General features: G+C 30.6%; 18 protein-coding genes. 4 read left to right on the top strand and 14 right to left on the bottom strand.

The features are described 5' to 3' along the window. Positions 1-2 precede the first annotated feature (2 nt). Positions 3-1,424, top strand: a complete 1,422-nt coding sequence (locus B5L73_RS02235) for a cryptochrome/photolyase family protein (protein WP_085149579.1) — start codon at positions 3-5, stop codon at positions 1,422-1,424. Here the strand turns inward: B5L73_RS02235 and B5L73_RS02230 are convergent. Genes B5L73_RS02230 through B5L73_RS02195 form a run of 8 tightly spaced genes read right to left on the bottom strand, consistent with a single transcriptional unit; the run spans position 1,421 to position 8,877 of the window. Continuing rightward, a complete protein-coding gene (locus B5L73_RS02230; RefSeq protein WP_085147382.1) occupies positions 1,421-1,843 on the bottom strand; it encodes a secondary thiamine-phosphate synthase enzyme YjbQ in 423 nt (140 codons plus the stop codon). The two genes, B5L73_RS02235 and B5L73_RS02230, sit on opposite strands and share 4 nt — an antisense overlap. Then, positions 1,840-2,898 carry a cell division protein ZapE gene (gene zapE / locus B5L73_RS02225; protein ID WP_085147379.1) on the bottom strand — a complete coding sequence of 353 codons (1,059 nt, stop codon included), beginning with the start codon at positions 2,896-2,898 and terminating at the stop codon, positions 1,840-1,842. The genes B5L73_RS02230 and zapE overlap by 4 nt, the downstream gene beginning before the upstream one ends. Then, positions 2,898-3,329: a hypothetical protein gene (locus tag B5L73_RS02220; RefSeq protein WP_085147377.1), complete on the bottom strand. Its 432-nt coding sequence runs from the start codon at positions 3,327-3,329 to the stop codon at positions 2,898-2,900. Before B5L73_RS02220 ends, zapE begins: the two co-directional genes overlap by 1 nt. Next, entirely contained in the window at positions 3,329-4,630 is a 1,302-nt protein-coding gene (locus B5L73_RS02215; protein ID WP_085147375.1) for a PQQ-binding-like beta-propeller repeat protein, read from the bottom strand. The genes B5L73_RS02220 and B5L73_RS02215 overlap by 1 nt, the downstream gene beginning before the upstream one ends. Next, positions 4,623-5,267, bottom strand: coding sequence for a hypothetical protein (locus B5L73_RS02210; protein ID WP_085147373.1), 645 nt, complete (start codon positions 5,265-5,267; stop codon positions 4,623-4,625). Before B5L73_RS02210 ends, B5L73_RS02215 begins: the two co-directional genes overlap by 8 nt. 2 nt (positions 5,268-5,269) lie before the next feature. Beyond that, positions 5,270-7,939, bottom strand: coding sequence for an aconitate hydratase AcnA (gene acnA, locus B5L73_RS02205; protein WP_085147371.1), 2,670 nt, complete (start codon positions 7,937-7,939; stop codon positions 5,270-5,272). Between the two features lie 3 nt (positions 7,940-7,942). Then, on the bottom strand, positions 7,943-8,533 hold the full coding sequence (locus B5L73_RS02200; RefSeq protein WP_085147370.1) for a LysE family translocator: 591 nt from the start codon (positions 8,531-8,533) through the stop codon (positions 7,943-7,945). Positions 8,534-8,535: 2 nt separating this feature from the next. Beyond that, the gene (locus B5L73_RS02195; protein ID WP_085147368.1) at positions 8,536-8,877 is read right to left on the bottom strand and encodes a tRNA-binding protein; all 342 of its coding nucleotides are present in this window, start codon (positions 8,875-8,877) and stop codon (positions 8,536-8,538) included. 29 nt (positions 8,878-8,906) lie between these two features. Here B5L73_RS02195 and argE point away from each other — a divergent pair, with 29 nt between their 5' ends. After that, entirely contained in the window at positions 8,907-10,097 is a 1,191-nt protein-coding gene (gene argE / locus B5L73_RS02190) for an acetylornithine deacetylase (protein ID WP_085147367.1), read from the top strand. On the opposite strand, the gene B5L73_RS02185 is transcribed toward argE, so the two are convergent. Both B5L73_RS02185 and speB read right to left on the bottom strand, forming a co-directional pair. Beyond that, positions 10,094-11,527 carry an aldehyde dehydrogenase family protein gene (locus B5L73_RS02185; RefSeq protein WP_085147365.1) on the bottom strand — a complete coding sequence of 478 codons (1,434 nt, stop codon included), beginning with the start codon at positions 11,525-11,527 and terminating at the stop codon, positions 10,094-10,096. The genes argE and B5L73_RS02185 overlap by 4 nt on opposite strands. A 20-nt stretch (positions 11,528-11,547) precedes the next feature. Then, positions 11,548-12,507 (bottom strand): agmatinase, encoded by a 960-nt coding sequence (speB, locus tag B5L73_RS02180; RefSeq protein WP_085147363.1) that lies wholly within the window; start codon positions 12,505-12,507, stop codon positions 11,548-11,550. Between the two features lie 54 nt (positions 12,508-12,561). Between speB and B5L73_RS02175 the strand changes: the two genes are divergently transcribed. Together B5L73_RS02175 and B5L73_RS02170 are read left to right on the top strand one after the other, a co-directional pair. Further along, the gene (locus tag B5L73_RS02175) at positions 12,562-13,284 is read left to right on the top strand and encodes a putative zinc-binding metallopeptidase (protein WP_085147361.1); all 723 of its coding nucleotides are present in this window, start codon (positions 12,562-12,564) and stop codon (positions 13,282-13,284) included. Beyond that, positions 13,281-13,925, top strand: coding sequence for a peptidylprolyl isomerase (locus B5L73_RS02170; protein WP_085147359.1), 645 nt, complete (start codon positions 13,281-13,283; stop codon positions 13,923-13,925). Before B5L73_RS02175 ends, B5L73_RS02170 begins: the two co-directional genes overlap by 4 nt. On the opposite strand, the gene B5L73_RS02165 is transcribed toward B5L73_RS02170, so the two are convergent. The 4 genes from B5L73_RS02165 to B5L73_RS02150 all read right to left on the bottom strand — a co-directional run bounded on the left by B5L73_RS02165 (position 13,918) and on the right by B5L73_RS02150 (position 19,465). Next, positions 13,918-16,140, bottom strand: coding sequence for a 3-hydroxyacyl-CoA dehydrogenase/enoyl-CoA hydratase family protein (locus B5L73_RS02165; RefSeq protein WP_085147356.1), 2,223 nt, complete (start codon positions 16,138-16,140; stop codon positions 13,918-13,920). The genes B5L73_RS02170 and B5L73_RS02165 overlap by 8 nt on opposite strands. A 12-nt stretch (positions 16,141-16,152) precedes the next feature. Further along, positions 16,153-17,007, bottom strand: a complete 855-nt coding sequence (locus B5L73_RS02160) for an ABC transporter permease (RefSeq protein ID WP_085147355.1) — start codon at positions 17,005-17,007, stop codon at positions 16,153-16,155. Positions 17,008-17,012: 5 nt separating this feature from the next. Beyond that, complete coding sequence (locus B5L73_RS02155; RefSeq protein ID WP_085147353.1) at positions 17,013-18,266, bottom strand: ABC transporter permease; 1,254 nt, start codon at positions 18,264-18,266, stop codon at positions 17,013-17,015. 71 nt (positions 18,267-18,337) lie between these two features. Continuing rightward, the gene (locus tag B5L73_RS02150; protein WP_085147351.1) at positions 18,338-19,465 is read right to left on the bottom strand and encodes an extracellular solute-binding protein; all 1,128 of its coding nucleotides are present in this window, start codon (positions 19,463-19,465) and stop codon (positions 18,338-18,340) included. Positions 19,466-19,544: the final 79 nt, after the last annotated feature.

The following is a 19,544-nucleotide window of genomic DNA, read 5'->3' as shown; positions in this document are numbered from 1 at the left end:
ATATGACAAAAAATGCAATAGCTTGGATAAGGGAAGACTTTAGAGTTGATCACAACCCTGCCCTTTCATATGCCACACAAAACCATGAAAATGTAATTGCATTATATATTTATAATAAAACTGATTTTGATAATAAAAGAGAAGCACAAAAATGGTGGCTATTTAAATCTTTGGAAACATTTAAATCAGAATTATCTAAATACAAAATTAATCTTCAAATATTAGCAGGTGATGAATTAGATATATTTTCAAAAATAAAAAAAAAGGATGAAGTTACAATATATTGGAACAAGATCTATGAACCAGACGTAATTGCCAAAGGAAAAAAAATTCGAGATGTTTTTTTAAAAAATGAAATTCAATTTAAATATTTTAAAGGAAATATACTTAATGAATTTCAAGAAGTTACTAAGAATGATGGAACCCCATTTAAAGTATTTACCCCTTTCTGGAGAAATGCTGAGCAAAAATATTTGGGTTTACCACCAAGTAAAAATTATATTGTTAAAAAAAAAACGAAAATGATATCTTTTTTTAAAAATTGTGTTGAACCTAAAAGTATTTTACCAAAAAAAAATTGGTATAAAAAATTTGAGAATTATTGGAAAGTCTCAGAGAATGATTCAAAAAAAGTTCTTAACAATTTAATTAATGATAAAATTAAAGAATATGGCACAGCAAGAGATTATCCTTCTGTAGAAGGTACATCCAAACTATCTCCATACATAAAACATGGACAAATACATGTGAGCACAATTTGGAAAAAATGTAACGAAATTAAATCTAAAGGCATTGGTTACAGAAAATATATTAATGAACTAGGTTGGCGTGAGTTTTCTCATAGTTTGATTAATTATTTTCCTGAGTTCTTAAAAGGAAATTACAGAAAAGAATTTGATAAATTTCCTTGGGTAAAAAACGAAAAATTTTTAAAAGCATGGAAATCAGGAATGACTGGTTATCCGATTGTTGATGCTGGTATGAGAGAATTATATGAAACTGGTTGGATGCATAACAGAATAAGAATGGTTGTTGGTTCTTTTCTAGTCAAACATCTAAGAATTAATTGGACCGAGGGTGAAAAACATTTTAGAAATTGTTTACTTGATTTTAATAAAGCCAATAATGTGGCCCAGTGGCAATGGGTTGCAGGATGTGGAGCAGATGCAGCTCCTTATTTTAGAATTTTTAATCCAATTCTTCAGGGTGAAAAGTTTGATAAAGAGGGAAAATATGTAAAAAAATGGATTCCAGAACTAAGCAAAGTCCCACAAAAATTTATCCACAAACCTTGGGAAATGGAAATGAAATATCAACAAGCAATTAATACAATTGTTGGAAAAGATTATCCAAGCCCAATAGTGATACATGAAGAAGCAAGAGCTTCTGCATTAAAGGCTTTTCAAAGTTTAAAAAAAAATTAATCTTCTCCTAAAAAATGATGAATTATAGTTCTTGTCTGTGGGTTTAACCTGTGCTCAAATAAATAGATACCTTGCCAGGTTCCGAGTAATAATTTGCCATTTTCAACACTTAGAGAAATTTGATTATTGGTTAAACTGGATTTTATATGTGCAGGCATATCGTCTTTACCTTCAGTAGTATGAATATATAACTTGTTATCCATTGGAGCTAATTTATTAAAATAATTAATCAAATCAGTTTGAACATCTGGATCTGCATTTTCTTGAATGATTAAAGAAGCACTGGTGTGTTGAATGCTAAGATTAAGAATACCATTTTTAAATTTATTTTTTTTAATCCAATCAATAGTTTGATCAGTAAATTCGTATAATTTTTGTCCATTAGTGCTGATTTTAAAGTTATTAAATTTTTGTATCATAAATTAAAGTTTGAAGATGTTAATTCATATAAACGACTAATTGTACGTTTAAATGGCTCTTTTAATGATTTAGATGATGTCAATTCATCTAGACTCTTTTCTATTGTGACAGCAAGTGGTACTTTTTTATCATAAACTATATCAATTAAGGTTATGAAACGGTGTTGTTGATTAGAATTAATGTCATCAAACTTGGGTATTTGATCAATTACTATAAATTTAGAAACTTTAACTATTTCAAGATAATCTTCAGCGCCTAGATTTTTGTCACATAACTCATTAAATGTAAACCTAACAACCCCCTCATAGAATTCTTTAATTAGAAATTCTCTTCCTTTAATATCAAGACTTTGTGTAGTTTTTTTTTTATCCTTTGAAATAATCCTAAAAAATTTATTCATTTTAAAATTACTTTCTTTGTTTAGTGGAAAGAAGTATCTATCATTTTGATTTTCTTTTGATTTTCTGTAATCATCTTCAATAACTAGCTCATGCTCGACTGTCTTTTTTTTCATAATCTCAATAAAAGGTTTGAATTGATCCCGTTGTAGACCATCCTTATATAAATCAGAAATTTGAATATTAGAGGTGACAATTATTTTTATATTCTCACTAAATATTTTATCAAATAATTTACCTAGTATCATGGCATCTACTATGTTGGTAACTTGAAACTCATCAAAATAAATTAACAAAGCTTTTGATTTTAAATCTTTAACAAATAAATTAATAATATTTTCATCTCCCTTATTCTTATTTGCATGAACAAAATCATGAAAATTTAACATAAACTCATTAAAGTGAAGTCTTAATTTTTTTTTAGAAATAAGATCATAAAAAAAATCTAATATCATCGTTTTTCCAACACCAACACCCCCGTGAAGATAAAAACCTTTTTTATAATTTTCTTTTTTAAAAAAATTAAAGATCGAAGAATGAAAATTTTTATTATAAAAATCTTGTAGTAATTTTATTGTAGTTATTTGATTTTGATTAATCTCTAAATTTTTTGAGCTACAAAATGATCTAAATTTTTCCTCAAGAGTTTTTGACATCAATTTTTTTTTGATTTAAAATCAATGCCATATTCTGATCTTGGACCCTTTCTCAAACCAAATGGACCAGAAATAAAAATAGTCATTGGTCTAGTTCCAGGCTCTAAATCAACTCTGTGATACGTATTGGCAGATCTAAATCCAATATAACCCGGTCTTCTCCAAAATTTTCCTTCCTTAGTTGTTTCCCAATAACCATCCCTAATCACAATTGTAATATATGGAAAAAGATGATTGTGTATTCCGTCACCATGATCGTCAGCTAACATTTCATGAATAAGTATATTAAATGGAAACCATTTTGGTCTATGTCTGAAAATTAGATAATATCTATTCATCCAAGGTTTTGCTAAATCAAATCTTGGGTGTGAAGGTCCCCTATCTAAAACAACTTTTTTTCTACCTAACTTATCTAATAATTTTAAAAACATTAATTTAATTTGATTATAGCATTATCTTTTGCCAAATATAGATTTTGGTTTGAAACAAAAGGACGTGAAATATTATCCTTATCAATTTTTAATGTTGAAATAGTTTTTCCAGATTTTATATCAATCACTAATAATCTTCCTATATTTGTAGACAAATATATATTTTTTAAACCAACAATAAATCCTGTGGGTAAAATTTCTTTTCTTTTTTTGGGTTTAAAATTATTAAATATATCAGTAACTTTTATAATATTTCCCGTAATTTTATCGATCACAATTAAATACCCCTCTAAAGAAACTGTAATTATAAAATTATCAATTACGGTTGGTCTTAAATTTGAATTTACATTATTCTCCCAATTAAAACTGCCTGATTTGATATCAATAGAAAAAAATTGATTTTTATTGTTTGAGAAAAATAAGTCTTTTTTATCAGTGATTATATCTGATGTTTCTAATGAAAAAGCTGATTCATATATTGCATCACTTTGGGTGGGTAATTGCCAGAGTAACTCACCATCATCTATTTTTACTGCACTTATGTCTCCAAGAGAATTATTAAAGTAAATCACATCTTCCACAATCACCATTGATAATTTTTTTTGAGATCGTATTAGTGCTGACTTTGTTTGAAAATTCCAAAGTTCCTCTCCATTTTTTAACGAATAACATCTAAGTGTATTGGTAAAATCAATTAGAAAAAAGCGATTTTTATAAATTTTTATTTGGGAATTAAATGGTGCTGAATTGTTTTTAGACCATATTAGATCCCCAGTCTCTAGATTTAACATATAATATTTTGATAAATTATCTGCTACTATTAAAAATTTGTTATTGTTTGCAAACTGTAAAATTGGATTAGATTTTTTCTCTGGTTTTGTATAATAATTTTTTTTCCATATAAGTTTCGATCGATTATTGAATTGTAAAATTGTCCCTTTGTCGTCAAAAAAAATTACATTGTCTTTATTAAATACAATTATTGGTTCAAATTGATAAAATTTCTCAATTTTAGAAAATTTATATTTTGAAGATTTTTTTAGAGATCCGTCAAAATTAACTCTTCCATCATTATTTGTAAATTTTACAGATAATCTATTTTTATTGAAATTTTTGCTAAGATTTAAATTTATATTCGTATTTAACTCTTGGCTTAAAGCTTTTGGATCATCAAAAATTTTTTCAAACTTTTGTTCCTCTATCTCTTTAATATTTTCTGAAGTCCAAAACTTTGAATTTTTATTAAAAGAACAACCAGAAAAAAAAATAATTATTAATAATAATTGAAAAATCTTATTCACTTAAATCTCTACTAAGTCTTTTTTGAGCCTCTAATAGAATTTCTTGATTAGCATTTTCTAAATTTAAGATTTGATTAAAAAATTCTTTTGATTTTTGCATTTCATTTTTTGAATAAAAGAATTCTGCCATAAGGTGTAAAGCATGAGATTTCCAAACACTTTCTGATTTAATTAAAGGATTTAAAATATTCAAAAGGTCATTTTCATTACTGTCATCTGCATTATAAAGCGCTTTTTTATAAATATTTAAATTCTTTATTTCTTTATCTAATGAAGTTTCGTCAATAATAATATCAAATAATTCATTGATTGTTTTTTTTTCTTTAATCAATTCATTGTCAATTATGAAATATAAAGATAAAGGTGAATAAGTTGAATTTTTTTCATTAACTAATTGTATTAAATCTTTAGCTGTTTTTTCCTTATTACTCTCAGAATAATTAAGAGTTATTAAATTAAAAGTGTTTGAGATCTTTATTTTTTTTCTGTCCTGATATTCACCAAATGCAAAATAGCTGATTAAAAGTATCGTGATAACAACTAATCCTGCAATTAATTTTTTTTTATTTTGAATGAAAAAATTTTTTATTTTTTCATTTCTTGTGTTTGTATTTATTATTGATATATCCTCATCCATATTTAAATCATATTTCTTAAAACATACTGAAGTATCCCACCATTTTTATAATACTCCAATTCATTTTTTGTATCAATTCTACATAGTGTATCTATTATTTTAACATCACCTGATGCATATTTGATTTCAACTTTTACTTTATCAGATGGATTAATACCTTTTTCAATATCTATTACACTTATTAACTCAGAACCTAATAAGTTCAGATTTTTTCTATTCATATTTTCTGTAAATTGTAACGGTAATATCCCCATCCCTATTAAATTAGATCTATGTATTCTCTCAAAACTCTCTGCGATAACTACCTTAACTCCAAGCAATTTAGTTCCTTTTGCAGCCCAATCACGAGAGGAGCCTGTTCCATATTCTTTTCCACCAACTACAACTAAATCAGTTCCTCTTTTTTTATATTCCACTACTGCATCATAAACTGACATAACTTTGTTTTCAGGATATAATGTTGTGAAACCACCTTCAGTTCCTGGAGCCATTTCATTTTTAATCCTTATATTCGCAAAAGTACCTCTCATCATTACCTCATGATTTCCACGTCTAGAGCCATATGAGTTATAGTCCTTTGGAAGAATTTGGTAATTCATAAAATACTCTCCTGTTGGACTATCTTTTTGAATATTACCAGCTGGAGAAATATGATCGGTTGTAACCATGTCTCCCAATATCAATAAAGGTCTTGCATTTTTAATCTCTTTAAAACCCTCTGGTTCATCACTAAGATTTTCAAAAAATGGTGGTTTTTTTACATAAGTAGAATTTTCATCCCAATTATAGATACTACTCTTTTCTGTTTTGATTTCTTGCCATTGTTTTGTTCCTTCTGAAACATTTGAATATCGTTTAACAAACATATCTGCATTCAAAGAATTCTTTAAAGTATTCTCTATTTCTTTATTTGAAGGCCAGATATCTTTTAAAAATACATCTTTGCCATTTTTATCTTTTCCAAATGAATCTTTAATCAAGTCAAATTCCATGTGGCCTGCAAGAGCATAAGCTACAACAAGTGGAGGAGAGGCTAGATAATTTGCCTTAATATGTGGTGAAATTCTTCCTTCAAAGTTTCTGTTGCCTGACAAAACAGAGACAGCATATAAATTTTCTTTTTGAATAGCGTCAACTATATTTTCTGATAATGGACCTGAATTACCAATACAAGTTGTACAACCATAACCGACCAAATTAAATCCTAATTGATCTAAGTAAGTATTTAAACCTGCTTTCTCTAAATAATCAGTTACTACTTGAGAGCCAGGAGCTAAAGATGTTTTAACCCATGGTTTAACATTCAATCCTAACTCAACAGCTTTTTTTGCAAGTAGTCCAGCTCCAATTAGAACATTTGGATTGGAAGTATTAGTGCATGATGTAATTGCAGCAATTAATATTGAGCCGTCCTTAATTTCATAATCAGTATCTTTTACCTTGGAAATTTTATAATCCTTTTTATCTGTGGCTTCTTTAAATACTTTTTTAAAATTACTTGATGCATCAGTTAAAAGGACTTTATCTTGTGGTCTTTTAGGACCTGAAATAGTAGGAACTACAGTGGACATATCTAAAGAGATTTTATCAGTAAATTCAATTTCATCACTTGACCACAAACCTTGTTCCTTCGCATACTTTTCAACAATTGCCACTGTTTCTTTATCTCTTCCAGAGAATTCTAAATATTTTAAAGTTTCTTCGTCTATTGGAAAGAAGCCACATGTAGCTCCATACTCTGGAGCCATGTTGGCAATTGTTGCTCTATCTGCTAAAGTTAAATTTTTTAATCCCTCACCATAAAATTCAACAAATTTTCCGACTACACCTTTGTCTCTAAGCATTTTAACAACTGTTAAAACTAAGTCTGTAGCAGTTGTGCCCTCTGGCATTTTTTTTGTAACTTCAAATCCAATAACTTCAGGAATCAACATTGAAATAGGTTGTCCAAGCATACCTGCTTCTGCTTCGATACCACCAACACCCCATCCTAAAACTGATAAACCATTTACCATTGTAGTATGACTATCAGTTCCAACAAGTGTATCAGGGAATAAATATTTTTCTCCTTTGTATTCCTCCGACCAAACTACTTTTGATAAATATTCTAAATTCACCTGGTGGCAAATACCAGTTCCAGGAGGAACAATCCTAAAGTTATTAAAAGCACTTTGACCCCATTTTAAAAAAGAATATCTTTCACCATTTCTCTTAAATTCAATATCTACATTTTTTTCAAATGAATCTTTTTTAGCTGATTGATCAACTTGAACTGAGTGATCAATAACCAAATCAACTGCAGATAAAGGATTAATTGTATTTGGATCTTTATTTTTTTCTTTCACAGCTTCTCTCATAGCAGCTAAATCAGCTACTGCTGGTATTCCAGTGTAATCTTGGAGTAAAACTCTAGCTGGCCTATAAGCTATTTCAGTTTTTGATTTCTTTGTATCCAGCCAATTTTTGACTGCCTCTATTTGGTTTTTATTAACAGATACATCATCCTCATATCTAAGAAGATTTTCCAATAAAACTTTTAATGACTTAGGTAATTTTGAAACACCTTGTAAGCCATTTAACTCAGCTTTTTTTAATGAGAAATATTTAAAGTTTTTACCATTAACCTCTAGGTCGGATAATGATTTGTAAGAATTTTTATTTCCTGGTTTCATATTTTATATATAAAATGTAATTATGCTCAAAAGAAGAAGCACTGACATAACATAATTAAAGTATTTAATATATTTCTCATTTGTCGCAAATTTCCTTAGATATTTGCCAACAAAAGTCCAAAAGGTGATGCTTGATAAAGAAACTACAAAGGCAAATAAAACAACTTGAGTCGCATAATTAAGATAATTTTCTCCGTATTCAACATATGTTGAAACAATAATAATTCCTATCAAAACTCCTTTCGGATTTAAAAATTGGAAAATGAAAGTATCTAAAAAAGAAATTGGATTCTCATTTTTTTTTTCGTTAGATGCTTTTGAAAAACTTATCTTATAGGCTAAATATATTAAGAATAAACTTCCTAAATATTTTAAAATAGTTTGTATAATTGGAAATAATTTAAAAACATTAACTAATCCGATTGTTAAAGCAAATACAACTGCAGTAAATCCAAAAGTAACTCCAAAAATGTGTGGGATTGTTTTTTTTATTCCAAAATTAAAACCAGAATAAGAAGCAACTACGTTATTAGGTCCAGGTGTATAGGCGGCTACAATCCAAAAAAGTGCCATCGATAAAAATTCTGGATGCATATTTATGCTATAGGTAAACCATTTTCTGCTTTTTGTGAGGGATGTACCAATGTAACTTTTCCCTCAGAGTCTATTGAACCTAAGAGTAAAAATTGAGATTTTACACCTGCAATATTTTTTTCTGGAAAATTACAAACACCAATCACTTGTTTACCAACTAAATTTTCCTCATTATAAAAATGAGTAATTTGTGCCGATGATGTTTTAACACCTATCTCGTTTCCAAAATCCACTTCAACAACTAAAGATGGTTTTCTAGCTTTTTCATTTTTTTTGACCGAAAGTACTGTTCCAAGTCTAATGTCTATTTTTTCAAATATGTCGTAAGTAATTTGTTCTTTCATAAATGTGATATTTATATTAATTATTAGTAATGAGTACAGAAGTAAATTTAGAAAAATTATACGAGAATTCTATCAAAATTTTATCCGATTTAATTGGATTTAAAACTATTTCAGGAGAAGATAACAATGATTTAATTAATTATTGTGAAAAATATCTCAGTGATTTAGGTGCTACCTCATTTAAAACTTATGATGATGAGAAAAAAAGAGTAAACCTTTTTGCAACAATCAAAGCAAAAAAATCAAATGGTGTTAAACCAATAATTTTATCTGGTCATACTGACACTGTCCCTGTTTCGAAAAGTTGGAGTACTGATCCTTTTAAAGCAACAATTAAAGAAGACAAACTCTATGGAAGAGGTTCCTGTGATATGAAAGGATTTATTGCATGTACATTAGCGTTTGCTCCAATTTTTTCTAAAGTTGATCTTAATAGAGATATTCATTTTTCTTTCACTTTTGATGAGGAGACTGCATGCTTGGGTGCACCAATATTAATAAAAGAACTTAAAAAAAGAAAAATTCAAGATGGAATTTGTATTGTGGGAGAACCAACAAAAATGAAAATCATAGATGCACACAAAGGATGTTACGAATATACTACTTATTTTGAAGGATTAGCTGGACACAGCTCGATGCCACACAAAGGTGTGAGTGCTGTTGAATTTGCATCAAAATATGCAAATAAATTAGTAGAGCTAAGAGAAGAATTAAAAAAAAGAGCTCCCAAAGACTCAATATTTGATCCTCCTTTTTCAACATTACAAGTTGGAGGTATATTTGGTGGTATTGCTCATAATGTAATAGCTGACAAATGTCGTGTTGAGTGGGAGACAAGACCAGTTGTTAAAGAAGATGGTATTTTTCTAAATCAACAAATAGATAAATATGCCAATGAGGTTTTATTACCAGAGATGAAGAAAGTTTTTCCTAATTCAAAGATAACAAAAGAAATAATAGGTGAAGTTACGGGTTTTGATCGTGTAGATAATTCAGAAGCATGTGAATTAGTTTCAAGTTTAACCGGTGATAATTCCAGAGAAGTTGTATCTTTTGGAACTGAAGCAGGATTATTTCAAGAAATTGGTATTAGCACAGTTGTTTGTGGCCCAGGTTCTATTGAACAAGCTCACAAAGTTGATGAGTTCATCGAACTCAATGAGCTTAAAAAATGTTTAAAATTTCTTGAGGGGATTAAGAAAAATTCTACTTTAAATTAGCTCCATCCACCAACAGATTTCACCTCTAGAAACTCCTCAAGACCATGTTCCCCGGCTTCTCTACCAATACCAGAATGTTTGAAACCACCGAACGGTGCATCAACTGCAATACCAGCTCCATTGACATCCACCATTCCTGATCTAAGTTTTCTAGCAACTCTTTTTACTTTTTCTTTATCTGTAGTTTGAATATAATTTGTTAATCCATAAGGAGTATCATTTGCAATCTCAATAGCTTCTTCCTCTGTTTCAAAAGGCATTACTGATAAGACTGGTCCAAATATTTCTGTTCTAGCTATTTCCATATTGTTATTAACATCTGCAAATACTGTAGGTTTTACAAAATAACCCTTTTCTAATCCCTCTGGTTTACCTGGACCACCTGCTACTAGTTTAGCTCCTTCATCAATACCTTTCTTAATTAAAGTTTGTATTTTGTTGTACTGAGTTTCAGAAATAACCGGACCTATATGTTCTCCCTCTTTTTTTGGATCACCAACCTCAAATTTTTCTGTATACTTTTTCAATCTTTCAACAGCATCATTATACATTGATTTTTCTACTAGCATTCTTGTAGGTGCATTACATGATTGACCTGAATTTCTAAAACATCTGAGCGCTCCTCTTTCAATAGCTTCTGGGTCAGCATCTTTAAAGATAATGTTTGCTCCCTTACCACCTAATTCTAAACTAACTCTTTTAAAATCTTTAGCAGCATTTTGTGAAATTAGTGCTCCTGCTCTAGTCGATCCGGTAAATGAAATCATATTTATGTCAGGGTGACTTGTTAAAGAATCACCTGTCGTTGCTCCATCACCGTTTACTAAATTAAATACGCCTGGAGGAAATTTTGTTTCATCAATCAACTCAGCTAAAATCATTGATGATAATGGAGCTAATTCTGATGGTTTTAAAACCATGGTGCAACCAGATGCTATTGCAGGCATAACTTTTAAACAAACCTGGTTCATTGGCCAATTCCATGGTGTGATTAACGCACATACACCTTTAGGTTCGTAAATTAATCTTTGATTAGGTGCATGTTCTCCTAATGGTTTTTCAAATTCAAAATTTTTTAAATATCTTATAAATGATTTTAAATGAGCCGCACCTGTACCAGCTTGGAGTTTGGTTGCAAAATCTTTTGGTGCTCCCATTTCAGTTGTAATTGCACTTGCAATGTCAGCCCATCTTTTTTTATAATTTTCGTAAAGCTTTTCTAATAATCTTATTCTCTCATCTTTTGATGAAAATGCCCAAGAGCTGTAAGCTTTTTTTGCAGCATTCACAGCGTCGTTAACATCATCTTTGTTGCCCAATGTTATAACAGCGCAATTTTCTTCAGTTGCAGGATCAATTACTTTGATTTCTTCTTTACTTTTTGGTGTTACCCATTTGCCATTGATATAAAAATTTTTTTTATTTTCCATCAGAGATTCCTAACCTTTCTTTATTTTTTTGCAAATAAATTTGTTAACTCATAAACTATAGTAGCAGCCGCGAGTGATGTAACCTCAGCATGATCATACGCAGGTGATACCTCAACTACATCTGCAGAGATTAAATTCATACCAGACAAGCCTCTAATTACATTAACCATTTCTCTAGTTGTCATTCCAGCTATTTCAGGTGTACCAGTACCAGGTGCAAAAGCAGGATCTAGAACATCAATATCAATTGATAGGTACAATGGATTATCTCCTACTCTTTTTTTTATTCTTTCAGCAATTTTATCAGTGCCTTCAGTTTGAAACTCATCACAATGAATTATCTTAAATCCAAAGCTTTCATCATTTTTTAGATCCTCCCGACTATATAGGGGACCTCTAATACCAACATGCATTGAAACATCATCCATAAATAAATTTTCCTCTCGGGCTCTTCTAAAAGGAGTCCCATGTGTGTAAGGTGCACCAAAATAAGTGTCCCAAGTATCCAAATGTGCATCGAAATGAACTAGAGCCACTGGACCATTGTTAATTTTATTTACTGCTTTTAGTAAAGGAAAAGCAATCGTATGATCTCCTCCTAAACTAATTATACCTCCAGTTTTTTTAAGTAGATCCAAAGCTCCTTCCTCGATTTGCTTAATTGCCTCATCTATATTGAATGGATTGCAAGTAATATCTCCTGCATCAGCAACCTGTTGAACTTTAAAGGGCTCAACATCATAACTTGGATGATAATTTGTTCTTAAATGTCTCGAAGCTTGCCTAATACTTTGTGGACCAAATCTTGCCCCAGGTCTATAACTTGTGCCTGCATCGAATGGTATTCCAACTATTGCAACATCACAGTACTCAACATCTCTTAATTCTGGTAATCTTGCAAAAGTTGATGGACCCGCAAATCTTGGAACCTTTGTGCCGCTTACTGGTTGAATGGGTTCTTTGCTTCTTTTTTTTTTCATCACAAAAACTCTATCACATTCTAACAAATTGGAATATCTTCAATAATACTAATTATGAAATTATTTAAGTTCGTTTTATTGTGTTTATTTTTAATTTCTCCCGCAAAAGCGGATACGATTTATGAATTAATAAAGATTCCAAATTTGGAGATCTATAATATTAAAACTGAAAATAAATTAAGATATCTGAATGCTAAACAGGCATTTACAATAGGTATCGATAATAATATCAACTGCTTTAAATCCTCAAAACAAAACCTAGATAAGAAATATAAGATTATTGAAAAAAATCTTAATAAATATTCTCAAAACTTTTTAAAAAAAATAAATTTAAAATACATTGTTATGTGTGAGGACTTATCAATCTCAGGTATCAACACTGCAGGAATACCTGACAATGTAATGAAAACTTTGATTGTAGATATAAAATTTAATGACAAATATTTTGAAAGAGTATTACATCACGAAGTGTTCCACATAATAAATGATAGTTACAAAGATATATTTAATGAAAAAATTTGGTCCAGTTTTAATCCTAAAGAGTTTGATTACGCAGAATGCTCAACCTGCACAAAAAAAATTGGTTTAGATACATATTCTAAACCAGAGGGGTTTATTACTGAATACTCGCGATCAACAGCATCTGAAGATATGGCTGAAGTATTTTCTCATTTAATGTATGGAAATTTACCTGAAAAGATTGATCCTATTCTTAAAAAAAAGATAGAATTCATCAAAAAAGGGCTCCTAAAAATTGATGAAAATTTTATTTTATGATTGAAAAGATAAAGGCATCAAAATCTGAAAAAATAATATTTATATTTGTTGTAATTTTAGGTTTATTTTCAATTACTTCTTTTTTTTTACTAAAAGATAAATGTTTATTTGTTAAGAATTATAACCCAAATAAAATTAATTTTGAAAATCCAAATAACATAGCAATTCTAAACGTTGAGTGTGGAAATGTAATTATAGAATTATATCCAGACATATCTCCTAATGGAGTAGAAAGATTTAAAACGTTAGTCAAATCGAATGCCTATGATGATGTGGCATTTCATAGAGTCATTAAAGATAAACTCGTACAAGCCGGAGATTTAGAATTTGGAAAGAAAGGAAACATTGATTATGGAAAAATTGGAACTGGAAAATCTGGTTTAGGTACAATCAAATCTGAAGTTGATAAAGATTTTAACTATACTAAGGGGAGCGTGGGATTAGCTCGATCTTTAGAATATGATACCGAAGACAGTCAATTTTTTATAATTCTTCAGGATGAACCTTTATATGAGGGTGAATACACACCCATTGGCAAAGTAATATTTGGCTTAGAAGCTCTAGAAAAAATTAAATACTTAAATAAATCTGAATATGTTTTAAGGCCTGACTTTATAAATACTCTTAGATTATTTAATTAACTAAAGGTTTTCCAGTAGCAAGAGTATGTTTAATTCTATCTTGAGTTTGTTTAGTTTCGATTAATCTCATAAAAGCATCGAGTTCCAATTTAAACAAATCATCCTCTGTAAGAGTTTTATCTTTGGTAGTATCACCACCACTTAATACATGAGCTAATTCTTTTGCTACAGTCAAACCATGATCCAATATAACTTTATCATTATAAAGTTTTTCTAAAATTTTGTTCATATCATCGATAACTGCTTTGCCGGGTAAATTAAATGTAAGCTCGTTTGGCGATTTAAAGTCCTTGTTTTCATTTAAAATTTCTTTCGATACTTCAAGCAAACTATTTCTATTCATAATTCTTTTATTTTCAGGGAGTAAGTATTTCAAAGGTTCTGCCTCAACTGGAGACGTGGCTGTTCTACCATAGCCAATTATATCAAATACTTTCAAAGGTGCATATTTTGGATCTTTCTTAGCCTCTTTAGTATTTAACCATCTAGCCAGCATTTCTTTACATCCACCACCCGCTGGAATTAATCCAACAATAGTCTCTACTAATCCGATTACAATATTTGTGTGTGAGGCTACAAAATTACTTTGAACTAAAACTTCAAAACCTCCACCCAAGGTTAAACCTGATGGAGCAGATATAACTGGGTATTTAGAGTACTTAAGATGTTTGCAAGTTTCTTGAAAATATTTAATAAATTTTTCTATCGATTTAAAATCATTTTTATTTGCAAATTCCATTGTATAAGTCAGGTTAACACCAGCAGAAAATTGCATACTTTCATTAATTATTATCAAAGGTTTATCAGTTGCTTTCTTAAGTGCATCCATTGAGTCATAGTCAAGTGCATTAGCTTTAGTCGTAAACTCAACAATATTAAAATCATTAAATCTATAAATTGAAGCTGAACTGTTGCCATCAACACTTGAGGCAGTTTTCTTAATCTTACCTAAAGTTTCAATCGATGTGTACTTTTGCCTTTCGCCATAAAAATTTTCATCTTTAGAATTAGATAAATTTTCTAAAAATTTATTACCTTTATATTCATCAACTTTATCAAAGAAATTTTTGACACCAATTTCTTCTAACATCTCAAAAGGTCCTTTCGCCCAGTTAAATCCAAGTCTCATAGCTTCATCTATGTCATTAAATTCTTTGGTAATCCCAGGAACTAGTGATGATGCATATTTTATTATCTTGGATAGCACTGACCAAGCATAGTCTCCATACTTATCTTTTCTATTAATTAGAGCTTTTAAATCTACTTTATCGGACTTAATATCTATTTTTTGACTTGTTGAATACTCTCCAGTTTCAAGATTAATAGCTTCCATAATTTTTCCACTGTCGGTCTTTTTCATTCTGTAGAAACCACCTTTGCCTTTTCTGCCTGTATATCCAGTTTCAATCAATTTTTTTACTAATGGAATTTCTTTAGCAACTTCATGGAACTCATCAGACTCAGGAAGTTCTTTAATAAAACTTTTTAACACATCTGCCATTAAATCTATTCCAATCAAATCATATAATCCAAAAACTCCTGTTTTAGGTATACCCATAGGCCTTCCAAAGATTGCATCTGCTTCCTCTACAGAAAGTTTCATTTTAAATGCTTCGGTCATTGCGATTTGCATCGCGTACACACCTACCCTATTTCCCAGAAAACCTGGGGTATCATTACAAACAATTGCTCCTTTACCTAATTCAACTTCACAAAATTCTTTTAATTGATTTATCTTATTTAAATCATTGTCCTCATTCTTTACTATTTCTAGAAGACCCATGTATCTAACAGGATTAAAAAAATGAGTGATGCAAAAATCTTTTTTTTGATCCTTATTTAAATTTTGAGATAAAACTTTAATTGGGATTGAGGAAGTGTTTGATGAAACTATTGCTCCATCTTTCCTACTATCAAAAATTTTATCATAAATTTGATGCTTTATATCAATTCTCTCAACCACTGCCTCAACAATCCAGTCAGCATCTTTAACTACATCAAAATCATCGGATATATTTCCAACTTTAATATTATCAATTTTTGTTTTATCGATTAATAAAGGTGGTCTTGATTTATGAATTCGTTCTCTAGCATTTTGACTTATTTCAGTTTTTAGATCTAAAAGCGTGACAGGGATATTAGCATTGCAGAGATGAGCGGCTATACCACTGCCCATTGTACCTGATCCAATAACTACTACATTCTTAATTTTCATTTGATTATTTTACTATCGATTAATTCCTCTAAGCCTTTCTGATCGTCTTCTTAAAAGCTCAGCGGTTACTAATATTAGTGTCGATAGTATTATTAAACAAGTCGCAACAGCTAGAATTGTTGGACTCAATTGTTCTCTTAAACCTGTCCACATTTGAATAGGAATAGTTGTATTTTCTAATCCGGCTAAAAATAAAACAACAACAACTTCATCAAATGAAGTCACAAACGCAAATAATCCACCTGAAATAACACCAGGTAAAATTAATGGTAATGTAATTTTCATAAAAGTATTTACTGGATCACTACCCAAACTCGCGGCGGCTCTTGTTACACTATGGTCAAATCCTGAAAGCGTAGCAGTAACTGTAATAACAACAAATGGTGTTCCTAAAATTATATGAGCAAGAACAATACCTGTGTGTGTAGCCGCTAAACCAGCTTTTGCCATAAAGAAAAATATTGCAACTCCAGAAATGATTAAAGGAACAATCATTGGAGAAATTAAAACAGCCATTATTAAACCCTTGTAAGGCATATGTCTGCTGCTCAAACCTAAAGCGGCAACTGTTCCAAGTAATACTGAACCTATTGTTGCAAAAATTGCGATAATAAAACTATTCTTAGCAGCTAATCCCCAAGGATTTTTAGTCCCATAGATCATGTCTTTATACCATCTTAAAGAAAAAGCATCAGGATCTAAGCTTTTCATCCCATCAGAGAAACTTAAAAATTCTTCTGCATTAAATGATAATGGAAAAATTACAAATAAAGGGGCAATAAGAAAAAAGAAAACTGCACCACAAATTGTTAAATAGATATAATGCCAAATTCTATAATGTGGTTCTGTATATTTTGGTAAAGCCATTTTAATTATCCTAATTTGATATTATCTATTCCTACTATTTTGTTATAAAGCCAATAAATCACCAATACTCCACTTAACAACATTAATCCCATTGCAGATGCAAAACTCCAGTCTAGGGTGCTTTTCATGTGAAAGGCAATCTGGTTACTAATTAAAGTTCCAGATGCACCACCAACTAGAGCTGGTGTAATGTAATAACCAATTGCTAAAATGAATACTAGTAAGCAACCTGCACCTATTCCAGGGATAGTCAGTGGGAAATAAACTTTCCAAAATGCTACAAATGGTGTTCCGCCTAATGATTTTCCAGCTCTCATCAAACTTGGTGAAATAGTTTTCATTACACTGTACAGCGGTAGTACCATAAATGGTAGCAAGATTTGAGTCATTGCCACATAACTTCCTGTTTTGTTATACATCATTTCAGGCCTGTTATCGTCTGCTACTAATCCAGTCCAAACAAAGAAATCATTCACCACCCCTTGTTGTTGTAACAAAATCATCCAACTGGCAGTTCTTACAAGTAGTGAGGTCCAAAACGGTAGCAACACACAGATCATTAATAAGTTACTATACTTCATTGGTAAAGTAGCTAACAAATGAGCAATAGGATAAGCCATCAAGAAACAAAAGACTGTTACAAAGAATGCAATCTCAAGAGTTCTTAACCACAACACTCTATGAATTCTTCTATCCTCACTAACACTTACAATTTTTCCCTCTTCGTTAGTGAACATATCCATTGCTTTTAGATATTTTTGATTAGTAACCTCAGGAGCTCTTCTTTTAATTGCTCTCCAGTACTCGACATCAGCCCACCTTTTATGTACTGACATTATTTGTTCTTTGTAATTTCCCTCTTCAAATGATTTTGATTTTCTTCTTAATTTTTTGATAATACTTTTGAAACCATTTTTAGTATAATTAAGTTGAGTTGATAATTTACCCTCACGTTTTTCCTCAACTAATTTTATGAAATCTTCATGAAAAGCCGCAAAAACTTCTTCTTCAGGTAATTCTTGACCATCCCAATTTTCCATTGCTTTAAAAGTTTTTGGAAGCATTTGAGTTACCATTTTATCATCAACACTTCTGAACAACATGTCACCTATTGGAAAAACATAAGTAATAATTAAAAAAAATAATAAAGGAGCAACAAGCAAGAAAGCTTTAATCTTATTTTTTCTTTCTGCTTTTTTAAGACTTACCTCTAAAGGTATTCCATCTGTAGTTAAAATTTGTTTTGTTTCTGAGCTCATAAATAAAAAAGGGCGGTTATAAATAACCGCCCTTAAATTATAATATATAATTAAGTTTAATAAAACTTAAATTATAGACCAGCTTTCATAGCTTCCCATTTTTCACCAAGCTCTGTTCCATTATCAGCCCAGAAAATTGGATCTACTAGGAAGTAGTTTTTAGTGTTAGCTGGTGCAGTTGGCATTTGTGGTACCATGTTAGTCTTACCATCTTTATACCACGGCTCACCTTTTTCCATAATTGCGATTGAAGATTTTCTCCAAGGCGCATATGCGATGTATTTAGCACTTCCTGCTAACATCTCTGTGCTAGTCATCATAGCTAAAGCTTTTTTAGCCATACCATTAGCATCGTTTGGTCCGCCTTTAACTTGTACGAAATATTCATAGTCAAGACCTTGGCCATCCCAAACTTGTTTGATTGGTGCACCTTCTCCAATTTCTGCATTGAAGAATCTACCATTCCAACCAGTAGCCATTACTACTTCACCTGATACTAACAGTTCTGGTGGTTGAGCACCTGCAGACCAAAATACACATCCACCTTTTGGATCTGTACATAATTTTTTGATCTTGTTCATTGCTCTTTCAACACCTTTTTCTGTTTCTAAAGCTTTGTAGATTTTTGCTCCGCCTTTACCTGGTTTGATACCATCTGCAGCTAAAGCGATCTCTAAATTAGTTAGAGCGCTTTTGTAGATAGCTCTTTTTCCAGGGAATTTCTTTGTGTTAAAGAAATCTTTGATAGTCTTTGGAGTACCTTTAACGTTTTCAGTGTTATAAGCGTAGTTCCAAGAATATAAAATATTTCCTACAGCACATTTACTTGGCATTGCAGTAAAGAAATCTTTACTTGCTGGAGTTCCATCTGGAGCTGGCGGGAAATCTTTGTCAAAATCAAATTCAACAAATAATCCTTCATCACATCCATTGATAGTATCCATTGCAAACACGTCCATTATATCCCACGTGATCTTTCCAGCTTCTTTTTGTGCTTTGATTTCTGATAAACCACCTGAATAATCAACCCAAGCAATATTAATGCCTAGTTTTTTAGCAGTAGGATCACCATAACCTAACTTTTGAGACTCAGTATAAGCCCCACCCCAAGACACTGCAGTTACTGTTGTTGCAAATGCTGAAGTAGTTAGTGAAAGTACAAAAGAAATAGCTAGTAATATTTTACTTAGTTTTTTCATTTTTCCTCCGTTTAAACGTTTAAAAAACTAATTAAAACAACTTCAGAGAAGAGAGTCAACAGCCCTTTTTGTGTGATTA

Source organism: Candidatus Pelagibacter sp. RS39 (genome assembly GCF_002101315.1).
Lineage (GTDB): Bacteria > Pseudomonadota > Alphaproteobacteria > Pelagibacterales > Pelagibacteraceae > Pelagibacter.
The sequence above is the reverse complement of the archived record's forward strand: the minus strand, read 5'-3'. Positions and strand labels throughout refer to the sequence as shown.

Coding starts and splice junctions, on each gene's coding strand:
- B5L73_RS02235 (WP_085149579.1), top strand. CDS start 3: ATGACAAAAAATGCAATAGCTTGGATAAGGGAAGACTTTAGAGTTGAT.
- B5L73_RS02230 (WP_085147382.1), bottom strand. CDS start 1,843: ATGATACAAAAATTTAATAACTTTAAAATCAGCACTAATGGACAAAAA.
- zapE (WP_085147379.1), bottom strand. CDS start 2,898: ATGTCAAAAACTCTTGAGGAAAAATTTAGATCATTTTGTAGCTCAAAA.
- B5L73_RS02220 (WP_085147377.1), bottom strand. CDS start 3,329: ATGTTTTTAAAATTATTAGATAAGTTAGGTAGAAAAAAAGTTGTTTTA.
- B5L73_RS02210 (WP_085147373.1), bottom strand. CDS start 5,267: ATGGATGAGGATATATCAATAATAAATACAAACACAAGAAATGAAAAA.
- acnA (WP_085147371.1), bottom strand. CDS start 7,939: ATGAAACCAGGAAATAAAAATTCTTACAAATCATTATCCGACCTAGAG.
- B5L73_RS02200 (WP_085147370.1), bottom strand. CDS start 8,533: ATGCATCCAGAATTTTTATCGATGGCACTTTTTTGGATTGTAGCCGCC.
- B5L73_RS02195 (WP_085147368.1), bottom strand. CDS start 8,877: ATGAAAGAACAAATTACTTACGACATATTTGAAAAAATAGACATTAGA.
- argE (WP_085147367.1), top strand. CDS start 8,907: ATGAGTACAGAAGTAAATTTAGAAAAATTATACGAGAATTCTATCAAA.
- B5L73_RS02185 (WP_085147365.1), bottom strand. CDS start 11,527: ATGGAAAATAAAAAAAATTTTTATATCAATGGCAAATGGGTAACACCA.
- speB (WP_085147363.1), bottom strand. CDS start 12,507: ATGAAAAAAAAAAGAAGCAAAGAACCCATTCAACCAGTAAGCGGCACA.
- B5L73_RS02175 (WP_085147361.1), top strand. CDS start 12,562: ATGAAATTATTTAAGTTCGTTTTATTGTGTTTATTTTTAATTTCTCCC.
- B5L73_RS02170 (WP_085147359.1), top strand. CDS start 13,281: ATGATTGAAAAGATAAAGGCATCAAAATCTGAAAAAATAATATTTATA.
- B5L73_RS02165 (WP_085147356.1), bottom strand. CDS start 16,140: ATGAAAATTAAGAATGTAGTAGTTATTGGATCAGGTACAATGGGCAGT.
- B5L73_RS02160 (WP_085147355.1), bottom strand. CDS start 17,007: ATGGCTTTACCAAAATATACAGAACCACATTATAGAATTTGGCATTAT.
- B5L73_RS02155 (WP_085147353.1), bottom strand. CDS start 18,266: ATGAGCTCAGAAACAAAACAAATTTTAACTACAGATGGAATACCTTTA.
- B5L73_RS02150 (WP_085147351.1), bottom strand. CDS start 19,465: ATGAAAAAACTAAGTAAAATATTACTAGCTATTTCTTTTGTACTTTCA.